We start from the raw sequence: 23,842 nt of genomic DNA on the forward strand, positions 1-23,842 counted from the left end.
GCCAATTACCGGAACGCGATTCACATACGTTTCGGAAACAAAATGACACGACGGCGCGGTCGACCATTACCTTTTTGATTAATCCGGCCGGCGCTGCGTACCCAAGCTGAAAATGCGTTTCAGTCGGCTGATTAATGCCGCTGGTGAAGAAGCCGTACGGATTCTCACGGTTCTGGAGCCGCATTCAGGACACCGCGTGGAAGTGCCGCGCCCCGCCATCAAGCGTTCCACGGACCGCTTCAGTCCACCATTTCGCTGCTCAAGCTGCCGGATCCGCTGCAAGTCGTCCCGGTTTTGGACGGCTCGCAGATAAGCGCGCAGCCCGTCGAACGGTGGCCGTGTTTCACTGCGGCAGTCGGGCGTATCCATGTTCTCTCCACCCGCCTATTCCGCGGGTGAGGCGGCGGCCACGGCATCAGGCAGCGGAAACGTCACGCTCAAGCACACGCCACGCCCCTCGGCGCCGTCCTCCAACGTGACGCGCGCATTGTGCGAGCGGGCGATCCTTGCCACCAGGGCCAACCCCAATCCACTGCCGTGGCTTGGCGCACCGGGCCCGCGGTAGAAGGGGTCGAAGATGCGCTCGCGCAGCGGCCGTGCGATGCCCGGACCGTTGTCCGACACCGCCAACGTGACGCTGTCGGCCGCCCGCTCCACCGCTACCCGGATCGAACTGCCGTCGCCGCTGTACCGGCCTGCGTTGTCCAGCAGGTTCCGGACCAGGATGCCCAGCGCGTCGACCTGGCCCAGGATCTGGCCCGGGACGGCATCCACGGTGAGCTGCTGGCCGCGATGGACAAACGACGCCTGCATGTCCCGCAGGACAAAGCCCACGACGGCAGCGAGATTCACCGGTTCGAGCACGATGTCGTTCCTGTCGGTGCGCGCCAAGTCCAGCAGCTGCTCGACGATGCGCGCGCTGCGGCGGGTCGTCTCGGCGATCTTCTGCATCAGCATCTTCGCTTTGACGGGATCGTTGACCCGATATGCCGTGTCCGCGTACACGGCCAGCACCGCCAACGGCGTGCGCAGCTCGTGGGCGGCGTCGCCGATGAATCGCCGCTCGTTCTCGACGAGCGTCAGCACCCGCCGCTGCCGCTCGTTGATGGCGCGTATCAGGGGTCCCACTTCGGCGGGCACCGCGCGTTCGTCAACCGTCACGCCGTCGGTCACGCTGGCCTGCGCGATCTCCCGGCCGGCGCGGCCAAGCTTGCGCGTCGAACGGCAGACCACGAACATCGTGACGCTGCCGATCCCCGCAAACATCAGCAGCGTGATGATCGAGCCCAACTCGAAGCGGTCGGCAAGCCCCGCGTAGAACGCGCGCGTCGGCGTCGCGGCAACGATCTCGAAGCGGGCCGTCTCGTCCAGTCCCGCATAAACGCGCCAGGTGTCTCCGCCGAAGAGGACGCACGAGAACCCGATGGAATTGACCTGCGCCATCTGCGTGCGCGGCGCGTCCGTCGACGCCAGCACCAGCCGGTTCGTCACGCGGTCCCAGACCTGGATCTCGGTCTTGCCGATGGACTGGCGCAACAGGAAGGGGGGCACCGGCAGGTCGCGGGTGATGTCCTGCGTCACCGGCACCATCGCCAGAAAGAACGCAACGCTGTCGACCACCGCCCTCAGCTCATGATCGCGCGCCCCAGACTCGGTCCGCGTCAGGCTGTTCCAGTACAGACCGAACTGCACCAGCCACGACACCAGCAGCGCGCTGAAGATGCCCAGCAGAATCTGCGCCCGCATCGAATTCGTGACCCGGCGCATCAGCTGCTGTCCCGCGCGAGGCGATAGCCTTGGCCGTGCACATTCTCGATGGCGTCCTTGCCCAGCTTGCGCCGCAGGGCGTGAATGAACACGGCGATCGTATTGCTTTCGCCGGGCCGGTCGGCGCCGTAGAGATGCGCGCGCAGTTCTTCGGTGGACACCAGCCGGTCGGGATGCCTGAGCAGCATCTCCAGCGTGCGGAACTCCTGCTCGGACAGGCGCGTCGGCACCTCATCGACAAAGGCCTCGCGGCGCCCCGGGTCCAGCTTCACATGACGCCAGGCCAGCACCTTGTCGCCCGCCACGCCGCTGCGCCGGAGCAGCGCGCGCATGCGTGCAAAGAGCTCTGTGGGCTCGAACGGCTTGATGACGTAATCGTCGGCGCCCAGATCCAGCCCCTTGATGCGGTCGCTCAAGGCATCCCGCGCGGTGATCAGGATCACCGGCACCGCGTCGCCACGCCGGCGCAGAAAGCGCAGCACGTCCAGCCCCGACCCGCGATGCAGACCGATATCGAGCAGCACGATCGTGAAGGCATGCTCCAGAAGCAGCACCTTGGCGGCGTCGACTTCCTGCACCAGCGTCACCGCAAAGTCCAGCTCCTCGAGGGCCAGCGTCAGTGCGTCCGCGAACATCGCGTCGTCCTCGACCAACAGCACCCGCATGTCAGTTCCCCTGTGTGGGCGTTGGCAGCCTCTGCGCGGCGCGGCGGGCTTGCCGCGCATGCCGCATCATAAAGGTCTGCCGCCGGCTCAGGCGTGCGCGGGCGCGGCCAGCGCCAGCGGCTCGTAGCGCGCGCCCGGATGCGCTGCAGTGGTTCGCCGTTCCGTCTTGAAGCGCGCCACGGCCTGCAGCAGCTCCTTCGCCTGCGTGGCCATTGCGCCTGCCGCCGCGGCCGATTCCTCGACCAGCGCGGCGTTCTGCTGCGTCATCGTGTCCATCTGCGACACCGCCACGTTCACCTGTTCGATGCCGCTGGTCTGCTCCGCCGAGGCCGAGGCGATTTCCACCGTCACCTCTTTCAGGCGCGCCACCGCGTCCAGCACCTTCTGCATCTGGTCACCCGCTGTAGCCGCCAGCGACTCGCCGCCTTGCACCGCGCGCTTGGAATTCTCGATCAGGCCCTTGATCTCCTTGGCTGCCGTCGCGCTGCGTTGCGCCAGCGCGCGCACTTCGGTGGCCACCACTGCGAAGCCGCGGCCCTGTTCGCCGGCCCGCGCGGCTTCCACCGCCGCATTCAGCGCAAGAATGTTCGTCTGGAACGCGATGCTGTCGATCACCGAGACGATCTCGCCGACGCGCTCGGCATCGGTCGAGATCGCACCGATCGCCTCCACCACCTGGCCCACCACGTGGCCCGCCTCAACCGTGAGCTGGCTGCAATCCACGGCGAGACTGCTGCCGCTGGCCGCGTTGTCCTGGTTCATCCGCACGGTCGAGGTCATTTCCTCGATGCTGGCGGCCGTTTCCTCCAGCGACGCGGCCTGTTCCTCGGTGCGCTGCGACAGGTCGGCGTTGCCTTCTGCAATCTGGGCGGACGCCGTCGAGATGGACTCCGCCGCGCTGATGATGGTCCCCACCGTCGTCGCCAGTTGCATGCGCATCGTCTCCAGCGAATACATCAGGCTCGACCGGTCGCGTCCGTCCAGCGTGAGCGCCGTGGTGAGATCGCCGCTTGCAATGGCGCCTGCGAGCTTCTGCGCATCGGCAGGCTCGCCGCCAAGCTGACGCAGGATGCTGCGCGTGATCAGCCAGGCCGACAGCACACCGGCCAGTACGGCGATCGCCATGATCACGACGATTGCATTGCGCAGGCGTGCCGACGTCTGCGCGGCCTCTGCGGCCGATTCGTCACTGAGTTTGGTTTCCAGGTTGGCTAGCGCCATCAACTGGTCGAGCCAGGCGTCCTGCTTGCCGCGCAGCTCTTCACGCAGAATCCGGGCGGCTTCCTGCGCATTGTTCTGCCGTCCCGCTTCAAGGGCGCGCATGTAGATGGGCGTCGCTTCCTGCTGCGCACGGTGCGCGGCGGCCAGCAGATCGGTCTCGGCGGGCAGCGTCCCTTCGTCCTCGGCAAACATCTTTGCAAGCTGTTCGCTGGCTTGGCGATAGCGCGTCGCCATGTCTTCCGATCGGGTGATCTCATTCGCCACGGCTTGCGGGTCCGTGTACAGCACGATGTTGCGCACCACGATGGCCCGGCCCTGCACCAGCTCGCGCATCTGCAACGCCAGCTTCAACTGCTGGTTGTTCACGTTGACGATGTCGGACATCGACTTGTCCAGCGTCCGCACGGCATACAGGGACAGGACCCCAAGCACCAGCAGCGCCAGGATAAGCAAGAGGAAACCGATAGCGAGGCGAGACCTCACTTTCATGGTTGCAAGATTCATCATTCGCCTTTGTTGTGATCGGCAACCGGCTCATGACTATTCGCGCTATTGCAGCGCTGGCCCCACTTACAGGCGCCGCGCCGGCTGACGAGCGCGACTATAGCGAGGCAACAATTAATGAATCGTTAAGCCTCGCCAAGACTAGAAGCTGTGCCGCAACCCCAGCGCAATGGTCTGAGGGCTGGCGCCGGCAGTCACGCCAAGTTCATTGATGGCGAAATCGTAGGCCGCGTTCGAGCGGTTCTTGATCTTCGAGTAATACGCATACACGGACGTGCGCTTGGACAAGGGCTGCTCGTAGCCGAGCGTGTATTGGACCGCGCCGGTGTTCTCGCCGCTACGGACATAGCCCACCTGTTGCGTGGACGGCCCCGTGCCGTTGGCGGCGTAGCCGACGGACGCGTTGAGGCTGCCTGAACCCAGCTTCTGCACCAGCGACACGTAGTAACCCTTGCGGCGCAGATCGCCGGTGGGCGTCTGGTAGCGCAGCTGCTCGACGACGAGGTTGATCGTGGTGGTCGGGAACGAATACGAGGCGCCCAGCTTGATGGCATCGTCGTGCGAATCGGCCATCTGGTAGTTCCTGTGCAGCTCATAGGCCGCCACCAGCGCCAGCGGGCCTTCCTTGTAGGCCGCGGACCACGAGAAGAGCTGGGGATTGCGCGGCGTCGTCATGCGCTCCTGCGGCAGGCCCCACGTGAAGCCCGCGCTCAGGCCATGCCAGTCGGCCGAGCGGAAATGCAGCGAGTTCTTCTGGCGCCGGTCAAACGAACTGGTGTTCTCGATGTTGCCCGAACTGGAGGCCGAACCGTTGCCCATCAGCGCCATGTACCCGGCCGTCATCGGATAGTACGGGTCCATTTTCATGGTCGACTCGGTGTAGGCCGTGTGCCAATTGCCCAGGAAGAACGTGCCGTAGGGCGATGCCAGCCCGAGGCGCGTGTTCCGGCTGGCGATCTCGCCTTGCCCGGTGTTGAGCGCGATGCCGCTTTCGATCTGGAAGATTGCCGAGAGACCATTGCCCAGGTCCTCTTCGCCGCGCAGGCCGAAAACCGACCGGTTGTTCGTCATGCGCGAGCCGGAGCCGGCATTGTCGCCGCCGCTGATCCAGGCGTATTCCAGTGCGGTGTTCAGACGTCCGTATAGCGTGACGGATGACTGCGCCGTCGCGCTGCCCACTGCGCCACACAGCGCGGCCACCGCGCATCCACCAACCAGAACCCGTTTGCGCGCGTCGCGGCCAACCTTCATCTCATGCTCCTGTGCCTTCCGTGGGAATCCTGCGCGATGAACCCATGGGCACGGGATACGAGCGACCCCGGAACTGCAAGGCAGCACGCAAACCGGAAGACGATACGCGTGCATGCCGTGCCAGCGCCATTCGTCGATGGTATAGGGTGACGAACCTAATGTCGGATTGCGCCCCGGCGGGCGCCATGAAAACCTAGCCACCGCGAAATTAATCGAGGAGAGTGGCATGGCTTCGCGTCGACAAGTCCTGGGAGCGGCGTCTTCGCTGGCTTCAGCGTTTGCGCTCAACAGCATGTGGGCAGGCCGGGCGAATGCCGGGTCGCAGAACCAGACCGGCACGCCGCTGGCGGACGGCCCCCCGGAAGTGATCTTCTACAACGGCCGTTTCACCACGCTGGACCGCGCCAATCCGGAAGCGGGCGCCGTCGCCGTGAAGGCCGGCAAGTTCGTCGCGGTGGGCAGCGACCGGGAAGTCCTGCGCCTGGCGGGATCGAACACCCGGCTGGTGGACCTGAAAAAGAAAGGCGTTCTGCCCGGGCTCTACGACAACCACACGCACGTCGTGCGCGGCGGCCTGAACTACAACATGGAGCTGCGCTGGGACGGCGTGCGGTCCCTGGCGGACGCCATGGAAATGCTGCGCCGCCAGGTCGCCAACACGCCCGCGCCCCAATGGGTGCGCGTGGTGGGCGGATTCACCGAGCACCAGTTCATTGAAAAGCGCCTGCCGACCATCGAGGAAATCAATGCGGTTGCGCCGGACACCCCCGTGTTCCTGCTGCATCTGTACGACCGCGCGCTGCTGAACGCCGCGGCGCTGCGCGTGGTGGGTTACACCCGGGACACGCCCGACCCCGAAGGCGGTCAGATCATCCGCGATTCGAACGGCAATCCGACGGGCCTGCTGCTGGCCAAGCCCAATGCCACAATCCTGTATTCCACGCTGGCCAAGGGTCCGAAGCTGCCGTTCGACTACCAGTTGAACTCCACGCGCCACTTCATGCGCGAGCTGAACCGGCTGGGCGTCACGGGCGTCATCGACGCCGGCGGCGGCTATCAGAACTACCCGGACGACTATGCCGTCATCCAGAAGCTGGCCGACGACAACCAGTTGACCGTTCGCCTCGCCTACAACCTCTTCACGCAGAAGCCCAAGCACGAGAAGGAAGACTTCCTGAACTGGACGTCTTCGGTGAAGTACAAGCAGGGCGACGATTATTTCCGCCATAACGGTGCGGGCGAAATGCTGGTGTTTTCGGCCGCCGACTTCGAGGACTTCCGCGTCGAACGCCCGGACATGCCGCCGGAAATGGAAGGCGAACTGGAAGAGGTCGTGCGCGTCCTGGTCCAGAACAAATGGCCCTGGCGCCTGCACGCCACGTACGACGAAACCATCTCGCGGGCGCTGGACGTCTTCGAGAAAGTGCATCGCGACACGCCGCTCACCGGCATCAACTGGTTCTTCGATCACGCCGAGACGATCTCGGACAAGTCGATCGACCGGATCGCCGCGCTGGGCGGCGGCATTGCCGTGCAGCACCGCATGGCTTACCAGGGCGAGTACTTTGTCGAGCGCTACGGCGCGAAGGCCGCGCAGGCCACGCCGCCGGTCAAGCGCATCCTGCAAAAGGGCGTGAAGACGTCCGCCGGTACGGACGCCACGCGCGTCGCGTCCTACAACCCGTGGATCTCGCTGTCGTGGATGACCACGGGCAAGACCGTGGGCGGCATGCCGCTGTATCCGCACGAGAACCTGCTGGACCGCGAGACGGCGCTGCGCATGTGGACCGAGAACGTCGCGTGGTTCTCCAATGACGAAGGCAAGCGCGGCCGCATCCAGGTGGGCCAATTCGCCGATCTGATGGTCCCGTCCCAGGACTACTTCACGGTGGCGGACGAAGAGATCTCGTTCCTGACGTCCGACCTGACCGTGGTCGGCGGGCGCGTGGTCTACGGCGCGGGCGACTTCGCCAAGCTCGACGAGAACGCGCCGCCGCCCGCCATGCCCGACTGGTCGCCCACGCGCCTGTTCGGCGGCTATGCCGCCTGGGGCGACCCGGAAGGCGCGGGCCGCAATTCGCTGGACTACAAGCGCTTTGCCGCTGCCTGCGGTTGCGCCAGCGCGTGCGGCCTGCATGGCCACAGCCACGCCAATGCGTGGGCGTCCAGCGTGCCGGCCTCCGACCAGAAGTCGTTCTTCGGCGCCCTGGGCTGCTCGTGCTGGGCCGTGTAAGGGACTGAATCCATGTCGAGCATTTCAACCTCGCTGGCCGGCGTCGCGCGCCCCGTTCTTGGGGGCCGCGTTGCCCGCTTTGTCGCCTATCTGGGCTTGTGCGCAGCGTATCTGCAGGGCGGGCTGGTCAAGCTGACCGACTTTCCGGGCGCCATCGCGGAAATGACCCATTTCGGGCTCACGCCCGCGCCGTTCTTCGCCGTGGTCGTGATCGCGCTGGAGATCATCGCCTCGCTCATGATCCTGACCGGCTGGCACCGCTGGATCGGCGCCCTGGCGCTGGCGATCTTCACGCTCCTCGCCACCTTCGTCGCCCTGCAGTTCTGGGAAATGCCGCCCGGCCAGGCGCGCTTCTTCGCCGCCAACTCGTTCTTCGAGCACCTTGGGCTGGTCGGCGGATTCCTGCTGGTGATCTGGCAGGACCTGAACGAACGGCGGTAACGGCCTCTTTCGCAGCGCCCGCCGCGCTGGCCGCGCCGCCGGTCCAACGGGCACTGCGTCTTACACGCTTACCTTGCACATCATGGAACAGACACCCGTATCTCCCCGATTCACCGGCCTCCTGGGCTTTAACGCGGGATACGTCGATACGGCGGGGTTCCTGGCGTTGAATGGCCTTTTCACGGCGCACGTGACCGGCAACTTCGTCACGCTGGGCGCCGCCTTCGTCCACGGCACGACCGGCGCCTTTGCCAAGCTCCTGGCCTTGCCGCTCTTCTGTGCCGTCGTCGTCCTGACGCGCCTGTTTGCGTCCGGCCTCGCGGCCGCGGACACGGCCATGTCGAAACTCATGTGCGCGAAGGTGCTGCTGCTGGCTGCGGCGGCCGCCGTCCTCATCGCCTACGGCCCGTTTTCCGACAGCGACGCGCCCTTTGCCGTGATGGGCGGCATGCTGCTGGTCGCGGCCATGGGCATCCAGAATGCGATCCAGCGCATGCACCTGGGCAGCGCGCCGCCGTCCACGCTGATGACCGGCACCACCACGCAGGTGATGATCGACCTTGCCGACCTCTGCAAGGGCGTCTCCGGCGAGGCCCGCACGGCCGCCGTCGGCCGCCTGCGCAAGATGCTGCCCGCCTTGGCGGCCTTTGCGTCCGGCTGCGCCATCGCCGCGCTCTTGTACTGGGCGTCGCTCATGTGGTGTTTCGTCCTGCCGCCCGTCGTCGCCGCCCTGGCCACCCTGGGCATCAAGCGCGCCCCCGCCTGACCCTACCTGAAGGGGGGACGCGCCATACCTTCGAACAATGTCGAAATGCGAACGTTTCCCATATCCTGACGTTCTCGTTAAAGCCCGCGGCACAGCGGGCGAATGAGGCATCTTCATGCAGCCAGGCGCTATGCGTCCCCCCCCTCTGATTCAATCTTCCAGGTGATTTTCATGTCCCAAGCAAAGCTTGAAGTCCTGACCCCGCAGAACAGCCAGATCATCTTCATCGATCACCAGCCGCAAATGGCCTTCGGCGTGCAGTCGATCGACCGCCAGACGCTCAAGAACAACGTCGTGGGTCTGGCCAAGGCGGCCAAGGTCTTCGGCGTTCCGACCACCATCACCACCGTCGAAACCGAGTCGTTCTCGGGCTACACCTACCCCGAACTGCTGGACGTGTTTCCGAACCAGAAGGTCCTGGAACGCACCTCGATGAACTCGTGGGACGACCAGAAGGTGCGTGACGCGCTGGCCGCCAATGGCCGCAAGAAGGTTGTCGTCGCCGGCCTCTGGACCGAAGTCTGCAACACCACGTTCGCCCTGTGCGCCATGCTGGAAGGCGAGTACGAGATCTACATGGTTTCGGATGCGTCCGGCGGCACGTCCAAGGAAGCGCATGACATGGCCATGCAACGCATGATCCAGGCCGGCGTCGTGCCGGTCACGTGGCAGCAAGTGCTGCTGGAATGGCAGCGCGACTGGGCCCACCGTGACTCCTACGATGCCGTGATGGAAATCGTCAAGGAACACTCGGGCGCCTACGGCATGGGCGTGGACTACGCCTACACCATGGTGCACAAGGCCAAGCAGCGCACGCAGACCGCCCACGACGCCATCGCGCCCGTCGCCGCGCCCGTCATCGCCCGCTGATGCCCCAACGGGCCCGCAGCCGCTCTCGCAGCGGCCGCGGGCCTTTTTGCTGTCTTTTGCAGCCTGCCCGCCATGACGACCGCCGACATCCGACCCGCTGACCCAGCCCCGCCTTCCTCTCCCTTCGCCTACTCCGCCTTCACGGTGATCTGGGTGGCTACCGTCCTGTCGAACATCGGCACCTGGATGCACGACGTGGGCGCGGGCTGGCTCATGACCTCGCTGTCGCCATCGCCCATGTTCGTGGCGCTGGTGCAGACGGCAGGCGCGCTGCCGGTCTTCCTGCTGTCGCTCCTGGCCGGCGCGCTGGCCGACACGATGGACCGCCGCAAGCTGTTGCTGATGGTGCAGATCGCCATGGGATTCATCGCCCTGGCGCTCGGTCTGGTGGTCTGGTTCGGTCTGACCACGCCGTGGGTGCTGTTGGGCTTCACGCTGCTGATGGGCATCGGCACCGCATTGTCGGCGCCCGCGTGGCAAGCCATCGTCCCAAGCCTCGTGCCGCGTCCTTCGCTGCAGCAGGCCATCGCCACCAACAGCGTGGGCATCAACGTCAGCCGCGCCATTGGTCCGGCGCTGGCCGGCGTGCTGATCACCAGCCTGGGCGTGGCGATTCCGTTCTTTGTGAACGCGGTCAGCTTCATCGTGGTTGTGGCCGCACTGATCTGGTGGAAGCCGCCCGCGGCGGCTGAAAAGCGCCTGCCGCGCGAGCAGCTGTTTCATGCCATGCGTGCTGGCCTGCGGTTCGCGCTGCACAGCAAGCCGCTCAAATCCACGCTGGTCCGTGCCGTCGCGTTCTTCCTGTTTGCCAGCGCCTACTGGGCCCTGCTGCCGGTCATCGTGCGTCAGGTGTTGCAGGGTGGCGCCTTGCTCTACGGCATCATCCTGGGCTGCGTCGGCGCCGGTGCGGTGATCGGCGCCATCGTGCTGCCGCCGCTGCGCAAGAAGCTGGGCCCTGACCGCAGCGTCATGGCCGGCACGCTGGGCACGGCGCTTACGCTGGTGGTGTTTGCGGTGGTGCCGCATCCCGTGGTCGCCGGCGCGTTCAGCTTTCTGGCGGGCGCGTCGTGGATCATGGTGCTGACCTCGCTGAACGTGTCCGCCCAGGTGGCGCTGCCCGACTGGGTGCGCGCACGCGGGCTGGCGATCTTCGTCACGGTGTTCTTCGGCTCGATGACCGCCGGCAGCATGATCTGGGGACAGACCGCCGTGCGCGCCGGCGTTCCCACGGCCCTGCTGATCGCGGCCGCGGGCTCGGTCGTGGCGATGCTGCTGACCCGCAAGGCCAAGCTGCAGTTGGGCGCCGACCTGGACCTCGCGCCGTCGATGCACTGGCCCGAGCCCCTGATCGGCCAGCACGTCACGCATGATCGCGGCCCGGTGATGATTACCGTGGAATACCTGATCGATCCGGCACGCGGCGCGGACTTCGTGCAGGCCATGCAGCATGCCGGCGCCGAACGCCGCCGCGACGGCGCGTATGCATGGGGCATTTTTGAAGACGCCGCCCAGCCCGGCCGCTACCTGGAATACTTCCTGGTGATGTCGTGGCTGGAGCACCTGCGCCAGCACGAGCGTGTCACCCACGCCGACGAGGACCAGCAGGCGGAAGTGCGCGCCTTCCACATCGGCGACACGCCGCCGCGGGTCTCGCACTTCGTCGCCCCCATCCCGCAATAAGGGGCAGCAGGATAAGACCGCCGCTGCCCGCACACACCGTTACAAGAGAAGCATGATTCCTGACTAGAATTGCGCCGACAGGGATTTTGATGCCGCGCGCCGACAGGCGGCGGCTTAGGTGTGACATGGACAGCGCTCCTCGTTTCGAGGCAGTCAACGGAGCCCGCTTCGAGGTTCTGTGGGTGGATGGCGACCGGGTCTTCGGGCGCGGCGCCTCGAAGCTGGCCGTCTGGCTCAGGCCTAATGACAGCTCGGAATGCGCGCGGCACCTGCTGGAACAGGAATACGGCCTGCGCGACTACCTGCATCCGGGCTGGGCGGCCGTGCCGACCGAGCTGGCGCGCGTCGGCGGCTCCACCGTCCTGTATCTACAGGATCCCGGCGGACAACCGCTGGCCACGCACCACTCGCGGGCAATGGCCGCCCCGGCATTTCTGCGCTTCGCCATCGCGGTGGCGATGTCGCTGGGCAAGATGCACAACGCCGGGCTGATCCATCGGAATCTCAAGCCGGCGCACATTCTGTTCAACGAGCAGGACAGCGCCGCTCACCTGACCGGCTTTTCGTTTTCCACGCCGCTCGGCGCCTATCAGACGGCGCCCGCCTCAACGCCGGGCGACATCGTCGGCACCCCGGCCTACATGGCCCCCGAACAGTCCGGCCGCTCCGGCCACCGCGCCGACGCGCGATCCGATCTGTATTCGCTGGGCGTCGTCTTCTACGAAGCCTTGACCGGCGAGCTTCCGTTCCAAGCCGAATCGGCGCTGACCTGGCTGCACAGCCATACGGCGCGCGTTCCCGTGGCGCCCGCCGAGCGCAACCCCGGCATCTGCGCCGAGATCTCAGCCATCGTCATGAAGCTGCTCGAGAAATCGGCGGACGACCGGTACCAGACGGCGGAGGGGCTTGCCGCGGATCTGCAGTGCTGCCTGACCACGCTGACAGCCGGCCCCGGCGCCGCGCCGGACTTCGTGCTGGGCCGCTACGATCACCCCGGGCGCGTGCGCGTGCCGGCCACGCTGTACGGCCGGGGGACGGAGTTGGACATCCTGCTCGGCGCCATGGGCCGGGTGGCGGGATCGGGCCGCGCCGAAGTGGTGCTGATCTCCGGCGAACCGGGCGTCGGCAAGTCCATCCTCATCGAAGAACTGCATCGCGTCGTCGGCAGCCAGTACACCCTGCTCGCCAAGGGCAAGGGCGATCCTCACAGCCACGCCGGTCCCTACGCCGCGCTGGTCGAGGCGGCGCGAGGCCTGCTTCAGGCCGTGCTTGCCAAGAACGAAAGCGATCTGGGCGAATGGCGCGAAAAGCTGCGCGTGGTGGTCTCCGCGGGCGGCGACAGCCTGCTCGCGTTGATCCCCGAACTGGCGATGATCGTGCCGGACGCGTCGGGCCTGCTGGCCGAAGGCGACGCCAAGGCGCGGTTGCGCCTGGCCTTTCAGCATCTGTTCTGCGCGTTTTCGTCCCCAGGCCATCCGCTGATCCTGTTCCTGGACGACCTGCAGTCGACCGACGCGGCCACGCTGCGCGTCATCGAACAGCTGGCGCAGATGGATCTGCAGAACATCCTGGTCGTGGGCGTGTACCGCGCCGAAGACATGACGGCGCGCCACGCGCTCGCCGCCTTCATTGACAGCCTGCGCGCCAACACGATTCCCCTGACCGAGATTGCGCTCACCAACCTGCACGAGCGCGATTCCGCCCGCCTGATCGCCGATGCGCTGCAAAGCAAGTCGCCGTGGATCGATCCGCTGGTCAGCCTGGTGCAGGCCAAAACGGCCGGCAATCCGTGCTTCATGCTTCGCTTCCTGGCCACGCTTGCGGCCGAGGGACTGCTGCACTACGACCCGCGCCGCCAGCGCTGGATCTGGGATGCGGACGCCATCCGCGAACAGGCCTATACCGACAACGTGGTCGGCATCATCATCCAGCAGGTCGAGCGGTTGCCGGCGGACAGCCGCGAAGCCATTCAACACATGGCCTGCCTGGGACACGACACGTCGCTCGACAAGCTTGCGCTCGCGCTGGACTGGCCGCGACTCGACGTGGCCACCGCCATGCGCGAATGCGAGCGGCAGAGCCTTGTGTTCCGGACCGGCGACGTGTACCGCTTTCCGCACGACCGCGTGCAGGCGGCCAGCTATGCGCTGATTCCCGAACGGCAGCGCGCGGCCACGCACCTGGCGATCGGCCGGCGGCTTGCGCAGGACCTCGAACCCGAACAACTGAAGGCGCAGGCATTTGAACTGGTCGACCAGTTCAACCGGGCATGGCAACTGGTGCACAGCCGGGAAGAACGCGTCCGGCTTGCCCATCTGAACGCCCTGGCCGGCGCGCTGGCCAAGGACACCGCCGACTATTCCGCGGCCATCCGATATCTGGAGGCCGCCTCGGCGTTCCTGTCCGACGACGGCAGGCAGCATCAACCGGCGCTGGCCTTCACCATCGAGATCACCCGCGCGGAATGCGAGTTCCGCAGGGGCGCGGTGGCGAGCGCCAAGCATCGGCTGGCCCGGCTGGGAGAGCGCGAGGGGCCATTGCCGGAACTGGCCCGCGTGACGCAGTTGCGCGTGGAAGTGTTCATGGCGCTGGGCGAGCGGCACGAGGCCATTGACGCCGGGCTGCACTACCTGCGCCGCGCCGGCATCGACTGGACGAATAGCCCGTCCGATGAAGCCGTCTCCAGCGAGTACGCCGAGTTCAATGCGCTGCGCGACGGCCGGCCTGCGGCTGCCCTGCTCGGCCTCCCAGAGATGCAGGACGCCGACGCGGAAGGCACGATGGGCGTGCTGACCGCGCTGCTGCCCCCGGCCTGGACGCTCTTTGCGAATCTGCGCGAGCGCGTCATTCTGCGCATGGCCAACCTGAGCCTGCGCCATGGCAATACGGATGCGTCCAGCCTTGGTTATGCGTGGCTGGGCATGATCCTGGCCGCGCGCACCGGCGACTACGCAGACGGCTACGCCTTCGGCAAGCTGGGCGTCGATCTGGTCCAGCAGCGCGGGCAGGCCCGTTTCAGCGCGCGGGTCTATCAGGTGTTCGGCGGCCAGATCGTGCCGTGGTCGCAGCCCGTCAGCCAGGCGCGCGACCTGCTGCAAACCGCCTTCGAACTGGCCAGCCTGCAGGGCGACTGGACCTATGCGTCCTTCGCGCTGAACAGTATGGTCACGCACATGCTGGCCACCGGCGGCGCGCTGAACACCATCCGCGCCGACGCCGGCCGCGGCCTCGCCTTCGCGCGCAAGGCGGGTCTTGAAGTCCTGGACCGGTATACGTCGCAGCTTCAGCTGGCCAAGATGCTGCAGGGGCGCACGACCCAATTCGGCACGCTGGACGACGCCGGTTTCAGCGAGGCTGAATTCGAACGGAAGATCCAGGCCGAGCCCGGCCGGAACGTCACGGCCTGCTGGCACTACCTGCGCAAGCTTCAGGCCCGGGTTTTCGCTGGCGATTTCACCAGCGCCGTGCGCGCCAGCCAGGAAGCCTCCGCATTCGTCTGGACGTCGCTGGCGTTCATCGAGGAGATGGAATTCCACTTCTATTCCGCGTTGGCCCGCGCCTGGTGTCCCGTGCCGGCGTGTCCGTCGGAACGCGCCGCGGCGTTGGCCGCCGTAAAGGTCCATCTTGAGAAGCTGCGCCCGTGGGCCGCATCCAGCCCGTCCAACTTCCAGAGCCAGCAGCTGCTGATCGACGCCGAAGTCGCGCGACTGAATGGCGACGTGCTGGACGCGATGCAACGCTACGACGACGCCATCCACTGCGCCAGCGACCACGGCCTCGTGCACGTCGAAGGACTGGCCAATGAATGCGCCGCGCGCTTCTTCGAGAGCCGCGGCCAGCAGCGCATCGCGCACACGTATCTGCAACATGCACGCGCGTGCTACCAGCACTGGGGCGCGTCGGGCAAGGTCAGGCAGATCGACGCCCTGTATCCCACGCTTTTCGTGGACCGCCGAAGCGCCGCGCAGGGCTCCACCATCGAAACCCCGGTAGAAAGCCTGGATCTGGCCACCGTCATCGACATCTCCCGCGCGCTGGCCAGCGCGCTGGATCTGCGGACCTTGCTGGACAAACTGATGAAGATCGCGCTGGAACAAGCCGGCGCGACACGCGGCGTGCTTGTCCTGCAATCCGACGGCGAACTGTATGCGCGCGCCATTGCGACCACATCCGGCGATTCCGTGACGATCAGCCAGCGCGCCCAATCGCTGGACGAAGCCGGCCTGCCGCAGCAGATCGTGAACTACGGCTGGCGGACCGGCGAGACCATCGTCCTAGACGACGCGTGGGTGACGGGCGCATTCAACGGCGACCCGTACGTGCGCGCCGCGCGGCTGCCGTCCGTGTTGTGCCTGTCGTTGACCACCCAGTCCAAATCCATCGGCGTGCTGTACCTGGAAAACACCCTGGCGCGCGGCGTATTCGCGCCGCACCGGACCGCCGTGCTGCGCCTGCTGGCCTCGCAAGCCGCCATTGCCATCGAACGCGCGCGCCTGTATCGCGATCTGGCGCAGCGCGAAGCCCGGATACAGCGGTTGGTCGAAGCCAACATCATCGGCATCTGGTTCTGGCGCGACGACGGACAAGTGCTGGAAGCCAATGACCTGTTCCTGTCCATGACCGGCTACGACCGCGAGGACGTGGGCGCGGGCCGGCTGCGATGGACGGCGCTGGTGTCACGCAGCGGCGCGGTGTCCCTGGATGAACTGTTGCTGCGCGAGACCGCCGAGCCGGTCGAGACCGAACTGATCCGCAAGGATGGCCGCCGCGTGCCCGTGCTGCTGGGCTCCGCCCGGTTCGCCGCCGACGACAACCAGGGCGTGTCGTTTGTCCTGGACCTGTCCGAACGCAAGGCGGCAGAGGCCAAAATGCAGCAGATTCAATCGGATCTCGCGCACGTCACGCGCATGACCACCGTCAGCTCGATGACGGCATCCATCGCGCACGATGTCAGCCAGCCGGTGTCGGCCGTGTTGACCGAAGCGCAGGCGGCGCTGAACTGGATCGCGCGCACGCCGCCCAACACCGAAGAAGTCGCCGAGTCCTTGCGGCGCATCGTGCGCAGCGGCCAACGCGCCGGTTCAATCATTTCGGGGGTGCGCGCGCTGATCAAGAAGGCGCCGGCCGCCTTTGGTCCGATCGAACTGAACGGGCTCGTGAAAGAAACGCTGACGCTGCTGCGCAGCGAGCTCGATTGCAGCGACGTCCAAGTGATCCTGGACCTGGCTGATGGAGCGCTGCACACGTCCGGAGACCGCATTCAGCTGCAGCAGGTCCTGCTCAACCTGTATGTCAACGCGGTGGACGCCATGAAGCACGAGCCCTCTGCGCGGCAACTGACTGTCGTCACCCGGCTTGCCTCAGACGACGAAGTGCTTGTGGAGGTGCTGGATACCGGCAGCGGCATCGACGCGGCGTCGGTGAAGAAACTGTTCGATCCCTTCTTCACCACCAAGACCAAGGGACTGGGAATGGGTCTTGCCATCTGCCGCGAGATCATCCAGCTGCATCACGGCCAGATGTGGGCGCGGCCCAACAGCCCGGCGGGCGCGGTATTCTACTTTTCGCTGCCCGCGCAGGCTTGAGTCATTCGCCGTCGCCCGCCTCGGCATCGTCGCGCGAGGCCGGCGCGTGCGCGGCCACGCGTGGGTTGACCTTCATGATCATCTGCACCAGCTGGGCGAAGCTACGCGCCTGCATCTTCCGGTAAGCGCTGGCACGGTGCGCCTTGACCGTCACTTCACTGATCCCCAGCTGCTCGGCGACTTCCTTGTTCAGGCAGCCGGACGCGATCAACTCGATCACCTGCTGCTCGCGCGCGGTCAACGAGCGATAAAGCGCCATGACCTTTTCGAACTCCTGCTCCTTTGCGCGGCGTGCGACGTCCGACTCCAGTGCGCGGTGCACGGAATCCAGCAGCCGCTGCTCGGAAATGGGCTTTTCCAGGAAATCGATGGCGCCGGCCTTCATGGCCTTGACCGTCTGGCGGATATCGCCAAAGCCCGTGACCACCACGATAGGGATGTGATCGCCCAGTTCACGCATGCGCGCCTGCAATGCCAGGCCGTCGCCGTCCGACAATTGCAGATCCAGAATCAGACAGGAAGGCACCGGCGGCCGCGCCGCCGCCTGAAAGGCGCTGATCGAGTCGAAGGTTTCGGCGTAGATCCCGATGGACGACAGCAAGCGAAACAGCGAGTCGCTGACCTCGGCGTGATCGTCCACGATATACACAATCGCAGAGGGCACGCCGGATTTTTGAATGTTCAACGCTATGACTCCTTGCGGGGCGCGGCGCAATGCTTGCGTCGCATGCCTCATAGGGCAGCCACCAGATACAAATGCTGCGAGTTTAAGCGTTGAGATTTGTCCCCTTTATTGGGCGAACCGGCGTGCGCCAGACACCGTCCGTGCCGGCTGCCGTCAGCCGTGGGCCGTGCGCCGTGGGCCGTGGGCCGCGGCGTCAGCCTCAGCGCCCCGGCTGCATCACCGCCAGCGCCACCCCGTCGCGCTGCGGATCCGCGCCACCCTGCAGCGCACCGGTCATGCGCGAAACCACGTGCGGCGCCGCGAAGGCATAGCTCTGATGAGAGCGGTTGATCGCGTGTCCTTCCTGCTCCAGCACGTCGGTCACATAGCGCGGAATCCGGTTGGAAACGTCGATCGCGTTGCCAGTCACCGAGATGCGGGGCGCGGCCACCGCCTCGAAGGCGCTCATGCCGAAATCCACTAGGTTCACCACGGTCTGCGTCAGTGCCGAGGCAATGGCCGTGCCGCCGGGCGCACCCAGCGCGGCCTGCACCTCGCCATCGCGAAACAACAGCAAGGGGCATTGCGAACTGGTGCGGCGCTTACCTGGCCCGATCGAAGCCGCCCGGCCGGGCCGCGGGTCAAAGCCGCTGAGCAGGCCGTTGTACAGCACACCCAGGCCATCGGTGATGACGCCGGAACTCGTGCCCAGGCTGTGCGTCAGCGTGGCGGCGTTGCCATCGGCGTCGATCACGCAGACCTGCGTGGTGTCGCGCGGCTCGGTAGCGATGCCGGGCGCCAGCCGGGTGACCTCGGCAGACTGGCGCGACCGGATGCGCGCGGCGATCTCCGCCGCGTGCTCGCGCGACAGCAGGCGCGCCACCGGCACCTCCACGAACTCCGGGTCGCCGATCAGGGTGTCCTTGTCGATCGTCACCCACTTCAGCGTCTGGGCCAGCAATTCCAGATACGCCGGGCTGTTGTGGCCCAGCGCGGCCACATCGAACTGCGCCAGCACGTGAAGCGCCTGAATGAGCGTCAGGCCACCCGCCGGCGGTGGAAACCCCGCCACCTGCCAGCCGCGATAGTCGCCCCAGATCGGCGCCGCCTCGGAGACGGCATAGGCATTCAGATCGGCCAGCGTCAGCAGGCCGTCGTGTGCCCGCATGTCGTCGGCGATGCGGCCGGCGATCTCACCGCGATAAAAGTCCGCCGCGCCGGCACGCGCCAGATGTTCCAACGTCGCCGTCAGATCGGGATTGTGCAGGCGCTCGCCGGGCCGCTTGAAGTTGCCATCGGCACCCAGGTACACCGCGCGCCCGGTCGCCGTCAGCGCCAGCCTCCCGCGCGTCTCCAGCATGCCGCCGCGGGCGCGGTCGAGCGCGCCGTATTGGTACATGTGCGGGCGCACCACCACGCCGTCGCGCGCGTGCTGCAAGGCCGGCGCCAGCGCGTCGGCAAAAGACCAGGTGCCGTAGCGCGCCAACGCATGATCCAGGCCGGCCAGCGTGCCCGGCGTGCCAATCGATTGATAGCCCGCTTCGTTGACGTTGCCCTGGACCACGAAGGCGTAGCCGTCGGGCGTTTCGTTCAGCGGCAGATGGGCCCAGATATCCGGCCGCGCCGCTGCCGGCGCGCGGGCGCAGAAGTCCACGCAGGTATGCACGCCGCGCCCGGGCAACGCGACCTGCAGCGTGCCGTAGCCGGCGATGCCGGCCATCATCGGATCCACCACGCATTGGGTGAGGGCCGCCGCCACCGCGGCGTCCACCGCGTTGCCGCCATCCATGAGCACGCGCGCGCCGGCCTCGGCGGCCTCCGGCTGCGCGGCGCAGATCATGGCGCGGCGGGCGGTCATGCGACAGCCCCGGTGGCCTCGCGCAGCGCCAGGATGAAGGCGTTCAGGCCCGCATCGCGGTCGGGCTCGTTGGCGCTCAGGTAACGCGGCTCGGGGTAGGCGGCAAGCTGCACCACCGCCAGTTGCGCGCGGGGGTCAATGAAGATGCGTTGGCCAGAATGGCCCATCGCCATCATCGCGCCGTCCTCGCGCAGCCACCAGCTGTAGCCGTACGCCGTAAGGCCCAGCGCCTGGCGCTGCGCGGTGTGCAGGTCGGCCGGTATCTGGAAGGCCGGCGTGGCGGACTGCGCCACCCAGCCCTCGGGCAGGATGCGCTCGCCATTGACCACGCCGTCATCCAGCACGAACTGCGCGAAGCGGCCGATGTCGCGCAGCGTCATGCCGGCGCGGCTGCCGCCGATCTCCTGGCCGTCTTCGGATTCCAGCGTGTAGAAGCCGTCGAACTCCATCCCGCAAGGCTGCCAGATGCGGCGCGACATGTAATCGGCCAGCGTGCCGCCGGTCGCCGCGCTCAGCACGGCGCCCAAGAGGTACGTGTCGCCGGTGTTGTAGTGCCAGAAGCGCCCGGCGTCGTGGGCACGATGGCATCCGCGCAGCAGCGTCAGCACGCCGCCCGGCACCTTATCGGCCAGCGACTTGCTGTAGCGGTTCACGTCGGACGCCTTGTCCGTGTAGTTTTCTTCCCAGGCAATGCCGGACGACATGGTCAGTAGATGCCGAACCGTCACGGCGTCGTAGGCGCAGCCGGCCAGCGCCGGCACATAGGCGGTGACGGGATCGTCCAGGCTCTTGATGGCGCCGTCGTGCAGCGCCGCGCCGGTCAGCATGGCCGTCATGGATTTGACGGTCGACATGGTGGACCAGCGTTCCTGCGGCTGAAAGCCCAGGCCATAGCGCTCCAGCACGATGTGGCCGCGGTGGATCGCGATCAGGCCGGCCACGTTGTTGCGGTCCATCAGGTCGCCCACGCCAAGCGTCTCGCCATCCTGCGTATAACGCACGTCGATCTCGGGCGCGCGCGGCAAGGGCCGGGGCGTCGAGCCGCGATGGATCGTGCGGGTGGCGAACAGACGGTCGACGATGCGATAGCCATACGACTGCAGGCATGGCGGCCACAGCAGGAAATCTTCCCCGCGCGGCAGGTGTTCAACGGCCTCGGCCAGCGGCGGGGTGGGGATAGCGTTCATGAATGCCTCAAGAAAAAACCGGGCGCGAGGCCCGGCACTGATCAGTCGTTACGGATGCCTAGGCGCTTGACGATGGGGCCCCATACCTCGGCCTCGGTCTTCATCGATTGCGACACGGATTCGGCGCCAAGTTCCTTCGGCGGCGTCATGTAGATCTCGTCCATCTGCTTGCGCACCGCCGGGTCCGCCCAGAACTTGCGCGTGGCCTCAGTAAGCCGCGTCACGATTTCCGGCGGCGTGCCCTTGGGCGCCATCAGGCCGTACCAGGCATCGCCCGGAAACCCTTGCACGCCAACTTCCGCGATGGTGGGCACGTCGGGCAACTGCGCGACGCGGTCAGCGCCGAAGATCACCAGCGGCACGGCCTTGCCGGTCTTGACCTGCGGCACCGCGCCGGTCAGCGCGTCAGCCGTCAGGTCGATCTGCCCGCCGATCAGGTCCATCATGGCCGGCGCCGCGCCCTTGTAAGGCACGTGCGACATCTCGATCTTGAAGTGCTCGGCCAGAAACGCGACGTTCAGGTGCGTGGAGTTGCCGATGCCCGCCGAGCCGTAATTCAGGTGGCCTGGACTGGCCTTGGCTTTCTTGACCAGATCGTCCACCGACCGGATGCCCGTGACGGGATTGGCGACCAGCACCTGCGAGGTGCCGGCAATCTTCGTGACCGGATCGAAATCGCGCGTGGGGTTGTAGGCCAACTGCGAGTAGGTGAACGGATTCACCGACATATTGGACGTGCTGCCAAACAGCAGCGCGTAGCCGTCCGCCGGCTGCTTGGCTACGAACGCGGCGGCGATGCTGCCGTTGGCGCCGGGCTTGTTCTCCACCACCACGGTGCCCCCGATCTCCTTGCTGGCATACGCGGCCCAGGCGCGCGCCAGCGCATCGGCCGCGCCGCCGGCAGCCACCGGCACCACCACCGACACCGGCCGCGCGGGCCAGTCCGCCGCCGTGGCCGGTGCGGCAAAAGCCAGGACCAGCGAGCCGGCCGCAGCCAGGCCCATCAGCCGTTGAACGACGCGGAAATTCGACTGCGGAAAGGGCAAATCGCGGGCCATGGCCTGTGCTCCAGATGAAATCGGACGTTGAAGACCCGCATTCTGGTAGCGCTTTTTCATTACGTCCAATGCATAATTCATCATCAAACCATAATCAGCGCGTAATAAAACCGGGGGACGCGGATGAATCTTCAACAGCTCGAACACTTCCTCGTGCTGGTCGAAACCCGCTCTTTCAGCCGCGCGGCAGCCAAATTGCACCTGACGCAGCCCGCGCTCAGCCGCAGCATCCAGGCGCTTGAAGACACGCTCGGCGGACGCCTGCTGGAACGCGATAAAGGGAAAACACTGACGGCGCTGGGCGAGCTGGCCATCGTGCGGGCACGCAGAATCCGCGTGGAACTGGCCGAATTGCGCCGCAGCGCCAGCCTGCTGGCCGACTACGCGGGCGGCACACTGCGGCTGGGACTGGGCCCCACGCCCACCGCAATCCTGTCGCTGCCGCTCTTGCGCGACATGAAGGAACGCTATCCCGCGATCAAGCTGCTGCTGAGCGGCGGCACGCCCGAGATGCAGGTCCAGGAATTGCGCGAAGGCGCGGTGGACGCTCTGGTGGTGCATCGCAATCACATCCCCGCCGACCCCGACCTGCACCTGCGCTTTTTTCCGCGCACCCCGCTGGGCTTTGTCGTGCGCGCCGGCCATCCGCTGGCCGGCAAGAACGGCCTGGATTTCGACGCGCTGCGCCGCTACGCGGTGGCGGCCAGCGGCCGCGCCATGAGCGACGAGGTCATGCACCGGCTCAACGCGTATTTCGGTCCGCCGGTCCACTTCATCGACGCGATCCAATACCAGTCGAACGACATCCAGGCGCTCGTCGACCTGGTTCGCACCACCGACACCGTCTTCTTTGGCGTGCTCCGCGTGGCGCAACCGGCCATCGCGCGCGGCGAACTCGTGCATGTCGACGTGCGCCCGGCGCTGGAGCTGTCGTCGCAGTTCGTCTTCGTGACGCTCGAGGGCAAGACCTTGCCCCCGGCGCTACTGCGGCTCAGCGAGCTGTGCATGCGGTACATGTCAGGCGCCGACGACCCGCAGCCTGACTGATCATTTCTTGTTATCGCAGTCGATCACCCTACGGTTTTCCTCGTAGCCCACTGGGGCGATAAGGGGACGCCAAGGAGACGCCCTATGCCCCCCGTTAGACGTCCGGCGTCAGCATTGGCGGCATTTGCGGCCTTCGCTGCGGCAGGCTGACGCGCCATCTCGATGAACGCCCGCTGGTAATCCAGGGCGTCGTCCGCCTCGCGCGACCCCAGGAAGATCTGCTTGGGAATACCGCGCGGACCCAAGCGCACCGGCACCAGATCCATCTTGACCGCGTACTCCTCGACCAGCCAGCGCGGCAGCGCGGCCACGCCCCGCCCGCTGGCCACCATCTGCAGCATGATGTCCGTCGTTTCGATCGCCTTGTGCCGCTTGGGCGTGACGCCGGCCTTCAAGAGGAACTGGTTGTAGATGTCCAGCCGTTCGATATCGACGGGATAGCTGATGAGCACTTCCTGCGTCAGTTGCTCGGGCTTCACGTAGGAAACCGACGCCAGCGGATGCCCCTTCGCCACGACCAGCACCTGTTCGTAGTCAAACACGGGTTCGAACTTCAGGCCCGGCTTGAACAGCGGATCGGGGGTGACCAGCAGGTCGATCTCGTAGCCGAAGAGCGCGCCAATGCCGCCGAACTGGAACTTCTGTTTGACGTCCACATCCACGTCCGGCCACGCGGCCAGATACGGCGCCACCACCTTGAGCAGCCACTGATAGCACGGGTGGCATTCCATGCCGATGCGCAGCGCGCCGCGTTCGCCCTGGGCAAACTGGCCCAGCCGCTCTTCGGCCAGATCCAGTTGCGGCAGCACCCGGTTCGCCACCGCCAGCAGATATTGGCCCGCCTGCGTCAGGCGCAATCGTCTTCCTTCGCGCAGCCAGATATCGGTGCCGAGCTGCACCTCCAGCTTCTTCATGCTGTGGCTCAGCGCCGACTGGGTCAGGTTCAGGACGCCTGCGGCGGCCGTCAACGAACCTTGTTTTTCGACCTGCTGGACGATGCTCAGATGGATACGTTCAAGCATTCTTATGATCTAGATTCATGGAT

The 23,842-nt window shown here is 66.3% G+C and carries 17 protein-coding genes; 7 read left to right on the top strand and 10 right to left on the bottom strand.

The window, feature by feature from the left end:
* Positions 1 to 78 precede the first annotated feature (78 nt).
* From HV681_RS15100 to HV681_RS15120, 5 genes are all read right to left on the bottom strand, one after another.
* On the bottom strand, positions 79 to 369 hold the full coding sequence (locus HV681_RS15100) for a hypothetical protein (protein ID WP_175123839.1): 291 nt from the start codon (positions 367 to 369) through the stop codon (positions 79 to 81).
* A gap of 15 nt (positions 370 to 384) precedes the next feature.
* Positions 385 to 1,767: a sensor histidine kinase gene (locus HV681_RS15105; protein WP_175123840.1), complete on the bottom strand. Its 1,383-nt coding sequence runs from the start codon at positions 1,765 to 1,767 to the stop codon at positions 385 to 387.
* On the bottom strand, positions 1,767 to 2,432 hold the full coding sequence (locus tag HV681_RS15110; protein WP_175123841.1) for a response regulator transcription factor: 666 nt from the start codon (positions 2,430 to 2,432) through the stop codon (positions 1,767 to 1,769). Before HV681_RS15110 ends, HV681_RS15105 begins: the two co-directional genes overlap by 1 nt.
* 87 nt (positions 2,433 to 2,519) lie before the next feature.
* Positions 2,520 to 4,142, bottom strand: a complete 1,623-nt coding sequence (locus HV681_RS15115; RefSeq protein WP_175123842.1) for a methyl-accepting chemotaxis protein — start codon at positions 4,140 to 4,142, stop codon at positions 2,520 to 2,522.
* 156 nt (positions 4,143 to 4,298) lie between these two features.
* Positions 4,299 to 5,408 (bottom strand): porin, encoded by a 1,110-nt coding sequence (locus HV681_RS15120; protein ID WP_175123843.1) that lies wholly within the window; start codon positions 5,406 to 5,408, stop codon positions 4,299 to 4,301.
* Between the two features lie 343 nt (positions 5,409 to 5,751).
* Between HV681_RS15120 and HV681_RS15125 the strand changes: the two genes are divergently transcribed.
* The 6 genes from HV681_RS15125 to HV681_RS15150 all read left to right on the top strand — a co-directional run bounded on the left by HV681_RS15125 (position 5,752) and on the right by HV681_RS15150 (position 16,983).
* Positions 5,752 to 7,641: an amidohydrolase gene (locus HV681_RS15125; RefSeq protein ID WP_254594989.1), complete on the top strand. Its 1,890-nt coding sequence runs from the start codon at positions 5,752 to 5,754 to the stop codon at positions 7,639 to 7,641.
* Between the two features lie 12 nt (positions 7,642 to 7,653).
* Entirely contained in the window at positions 7,654 to 8,082 is a 429-nt protein-coding gene (locus HV681_RS15130) for a DoxX family protein (protein ID WP_175123845.1), read from the top strand.
* A gap of 82 nt (positions 8,083 to 8,164) precedes the next feature.
* The gene (locus tag HV681_RS15135; protein WP_175123846.1) at positions 8,165 to 8,848 is read left to right on the top strand and encodes a YoaK family protein; all 684 of its coding nucleotides are present in this window, start codon (positions 8,165 to 8,167) and stop codon (positions 8,846 to 8,848) included.
* Between the two features lie 171 nt (positions 8,849 to 9,019).
* Complete coding sequence (locus tag HV681_RS15140) at positions 9,020 to 9,718, top strand: hydrolase (protein ID WP_175123847.1); 699 nt, start codon at positions 9,020 to 9,022, stop codon at positions 9,716 to 9,718.
* A 72-nt stretch (positions 9,719 to 9,790) separates the two neighbouring features.
* Complete coding sequence (locus HV681_RS15145; protein ID WP_175123848.1) at positions 9,791 to 11,398, top strand: MFS transporter; 1,608 nt, start codon at positions 9,791 to 9,793, stop codon at positions 11,396 to 11,398.
* A 125-nt stretch (positions 11,399 to 11,523) separates the two neighbouring features.
* Positions 11,524 to 16,983 carry an AAA family ATPase gene (locus HV681_RS15150; protein WP_175123849.1) on the top strand — a complete coding sequence of 1,820 codons (5,460 nt, stop codon included), beginning with the start codon at positions 11,524 to 11,526 and terminating at the stop codon, positions 16,981 to 16,983.
* 1 nt (position 16,984) lies between these two features.
* Here HV681_RS15150 and HV681_RS15155 read toward each other — a convergent pair whose 3' ends face one another.
* The 4 genes from HV681_RS15155 to HV681_RS15170 form a co-directional block, all read right to left on the bottom strand.
* Positions 16,985 to 17,668: a response regulator transcription factor gene (locus HV681_RS15155; protein WP_254594293.1), complete on the bottom strand. Its 684-nt coding sequence runs from the start codon at positions 17,666 to 17,668 to the stop codon at positions 16,985 to 16,987.
* A gap of 199 nt (positions 17,669 to 17,867) precedes the next feature.
* Positions 17,868 to 19,505: a gamma-glutamyltransferase family protein gene (locus tag HV681_RS15160; protein ID WP_254594979.1), complete on the bottom strand. Its 1,638-nt coding sequence runs from the start codon at positions 19,503 to 19,505 to the stop codon at positions 17,868 to 17,870.
* Positions 19,502 to 20,692, bottom strand: coding sequence for a serine hydrolase domain-containing protein (locus HV681_RS15165; RefSeq protein ID WP_175123851.1), 1,191 nt, complete (start codon positions 20,690 to 20,692; stop codon positions 19,502 to 19,504). The genes HV681_RS15160 and HV681_RS15165 overlap by 4 nt, the downstream gene beginning before the upstream one ends.
* Positions 20,693 to 20,733: 41 nt before the next feature.
* Complete coding sequence (locus HV681_RS15170) at positions 20,734 to 21,750, bottom strand: Bug family tripartite tricarboxylate transporter substrate binding protein (protein ID WP_254594980.1); 1,017 nt, start codon at positions 21,748 to 21,750, stop codon at positions 20,734 to 20,736.
* A 123-nt stretch (positions 21,751 to 21,873) separates the two neighbouring features.
* Here HV681_RS15170 and HV681_RS15175 point away from each other — a divergent pair, with 123 nt between their 5' ends.
* On the top strand, positions 21,874 to 22,797 hold the full coding sequence (locus HV681_RS15175; protein WP_175123852.1) for a LysR family transcriptional regulator: 924 nt from the start codon (positions 21,874 to 21,876) through the stop codon (positions 22,795 to 22,797).
* Between the two features lie 23 nt (positions 22,798 to 22,820).
* Here HV681_RS15175 and HV681_RS15180 read toward each other — a convergent pair whose 3' ends face one another.
* A complete protein-coding gene (locus tag HV681_RS15180) occupies positions 22,821 to 23,819 on the bottom strand; it encodes a LysR family transcriptional regulator (RefSeq protein ID WP_254594981.1) in 999 nt (332 codons plus the stop codon).
* Between the last annotated feature and the right edge of the window lie 23 nt (positions 23,820 to 23,842).

Source organism: Achromobacter animicus (assembly GCF_902859585.1).
Classification (GTDB): domain Bacteria; phylum Pseudomonadota; class Gammaproteobacteria; order Burkholderiales; family Burkholderiaceae_B; genus Achromobacter; species Achromobacter animicus.